2 protein-coding genes are annotated in these 2,864 nt (G+C 67.5%); both read left to right on the top strand.

Annotated features, from left to right (window positions below):
* A partial coding sequence (locus BST10_RS22015; protein ID WP_133054470.1) for a thioesterase II family protein occupies positions 1-372 on the top strand: 372 nt, incomplete at its 5' end.
* A gap of 570 nt (positions 373-942) precedes the next feature.
* A complete protein-coding gene (locus tag BST10_RS22010; RefSeq protein ID WP_083040746.1) occupies positions 943-2,700 on the top strand; it encodes an AMP-binding protein in 1,758 nt (585 codons plus the stop codon).
* The last annotated feature ends 164 nt before the right edge of the window (positions 2,701-2,864 follow it).

The following is a 2,864-nucleotide window of genomic DNA, read 5'->3' as shown; positions in this document are numbered from 1 at the left end:
GGGTACGACAACATCGGGGACTCCGATCGCGGCCTGCTCGAGGCCGTCAGCCAGATGACCGGGGTCAACCCCGAGTTCCTGGAGAATGAGGAGTTCGCGGCGAAGATCCTCCCGACCTTGCGCGGGCTGAAAGCCATCGCCAACTACGACTGCCCGCCGGAGGCCCGGGTGTCGTGCCCCATCGTCGCTTTCCACGGCGACGAAGACGACGTCGCGACCGCCGACAAGGTGGCCCCCTGGGCCGAGCGCACCACCGCGGAGTTCAGCGCCAGGACGTTCACCGCGCCGGGCCACCACTTCTACCTCAACGACCACTTGCCGGAACTGGTCGGCGACATCGAGGCGAAGCTGGCGGCCTACTACCAACGATGACCGGCGACCGCGGCCACGCCCGGCTTGACTGTGAGTTTGCTGTTGGTACCGGTGTGACCGCTGGTGCTGTTAGCGATTTCTGCGCTAACATGCCGGGTCTGCCTTGTTCGCGCTGTATGGGACCTAGAAATTCCTTGTCAACAGTGCCTACGTGGTAGCCTCCGCGGGAGGGAAACGCCTGGGATGTCGGGGTCCAAGGAGTTTTTGCGTAGGTTCCAAGCATCCAGAAGGGGTACCCGTGTCGATGGTCGAACCACCCGTTCCGGCCGCATGGGCCGCGCGATCTCGGCGACCGGACGTACCCGCCCTCCTCTTCGACCGGCATGGCGGGCAACCGGCCCCGGGTGAGGCTGCAGCACTGCGCTGAGCGGGCCGCGCCACGTTGCCCACCGGACCCGATCCCAGGGAAGCATCCCAAATGTCGCCAATCCAATTGCATACCTCCGCTGTGCAGGGGCGCCGCGCAGCGAAACCGTCAGTTCGGACGCCACACGTGACGACTCTGGACGGGGCCGAACTACTGAGCAGGTGAGGTCCGCGGACCTGACAGCACAAGGAGAAATCATCGCTATGCCGGTTACTCAATCGCACATCCCGAGCCTGTTGGCCGACCGTGCCCGGGAAAAGCCGGATGCGCCTGCGTACACCTTCATCGACTTCGACGTCGACCCGGAGGGCTACCGCGAGACGGTGACCTGGTCGCAGCTGCGCGACCGGGCGCAGGTGGTGGCCGCCGAGTTGGCGACCTGTGCCTCGCCCGGCGACCGGGTGGCGCTGCTGGCCCCGCAGAGCATGGAGTACATCATCGGTTTCTACGGCGCGCTGGAGGCGGGAATGATCGCCGTGCCGCTGCCGGTGCCGATGTTCGGCGCGCACGACGAGCGGGTCTCGGCCGCGCTGCGCGACTGCGCACCGGCGGCGATCCTGACCACGTCGGCGGCGGTCGGCGACATCGCCAACTCGATCCGTGACCTGGGCGGAAAACCGCCGGTGGTGATCGAGGTCGACGCGCTGGACCTCGACTCCGAGCCGGCGGCGGCGCCCACCACCACCGCGCACACCAAGATCGCCTTCCTCCAGTACACCTCCGGTTCGACCCGCACCCCCGCCGGTGTCATGGTCGGCCACCACAACGCGATCGAGAACATGCGGCAGATGATCGCCGACACCTTCGAGGACCGCGGCAAGACGGTGCCGGCCGACACCACCCTGGTGGCATGGCTGCCCTTCTACCATGACCTGGGCCTGATGTGCGGCATCATCTTCCCGCTGGTCGGGGGGCACCAGGCGGTGATCTTCAGCCCGATGGCGTTCCTGGCCAAGCCGGCCCGCTGGATGCAGCTGGTGGCCAGTTATCCCAACGCCTACACCGGTGGACCCAACTTCGCCTACGAGCTGGCCGTCCGGCGTACCTCCGACGAGGACATGGCAGGTCTCGACCTGGGTCAGGTCCACACCTTTGCGTTCGGCGCCGAGCGGGTGCACGCGGCGACGTTGCGCCGGCTCGTCGACCGGTTCGCCAAGTTCAACCTCAACCCGGCGGCGCTGCGACCCGGTTACGGACTGGCCGAGGCCACCGTCTACCTGACGTCGAACACCCCGGGCAGCCCGCCGCCGACCCCGCGCTTCGACTACACCAAGCTCGCCGACGGCATCGCCGAGCCGAGCGGACCCGAGGGCGGCGTCGAGCTGGTCAGCTGCGGTGTGCCGCGGGCCTGCACGGTCCGCATCGTGGACCCCGACACCCAGACCGAGAACCCGGAGGGCAAGGTCGGCGAGATCTGGGCGTACGGCCCCAACCTGGCGGCCGGCTACTGGCACAACCAGCAGGCCACCGAGGGCACCTTCGGCGGCAAACTGGTCGACCCGTCGCCCGGCACGCCGCAGGGCCCCTGGCTCAAGACCGGCGACCTGGGCGTCATCTCCGGCGGCGAGCTCTACATCGTCGGCCGGATCAAGGACCTGCTGATCGTCGACGGCAAGAACCACTACCCGGACGACATCGAGGCCACCGTGCAGGAGATCACCGGCGGGCGTGTCGCTGCGGTGTCCGTATCGAACAGTAGGTCGGAGCAGCTTGTTACGATCGCCGAGTTCAAGAACAAGGGGGGCTCGGACGAGGAGGTCGTCGACAGGCTGAACGAGGTGAGGCGGAAGGTCACGGCCGCGCTGTCGAAGGCACACGGCCTGGCGATCGGCGATCTGGTGCTGGTTCCGCAAGGCGCCATCCCGATCACGACCAGCGGCAAGATCCGCCGCTCCAGCTGCGTGGAGATCTACCAGCGGGACGGATTCGACCGACTGGATACTTCCGCTCGGTCTGTGTGACGCGATGACGGGCTGCTCGCGCGGCTTTCGGGGAGGTTGAGTTGAGCGAGATGAACGCTGTACCGGCCGGGGGGCCGGATCGCCGGGCGATTGTCGCTGAGGCGCTGCGCAAGATTGATGATTTGACGGCGCGGTTGGCGGTGGCGGAGGCCGGTGATACCGAG

Origin of the sequence: Mycolicibacter algericus DSM 45454, assembly GCF_002086455.1 — a bacterium.
In the GTDB taxonomy this organism is placed as follows: Bacteria; Actinomycetota; Actinomycetes; order Mycobacteriales; family Mycobacteriaceae; genus Mycobacterium; species Mycobacterium algericum.
Note: the sequence above shows the minus strand (reverse complement) of the source record. Positions and strands in the feature narration are given on the sequence as shown.

What these genes read in the sequence shown, in the direction of transcription:
- BST10_RS22010 (WP_083040746.1), top strand. Translation starts at nt 943, where the DNA reads ATGCCGGTTACTCAATCGCACATCCCGAGCCTGTTGGCCGACCGTGCC.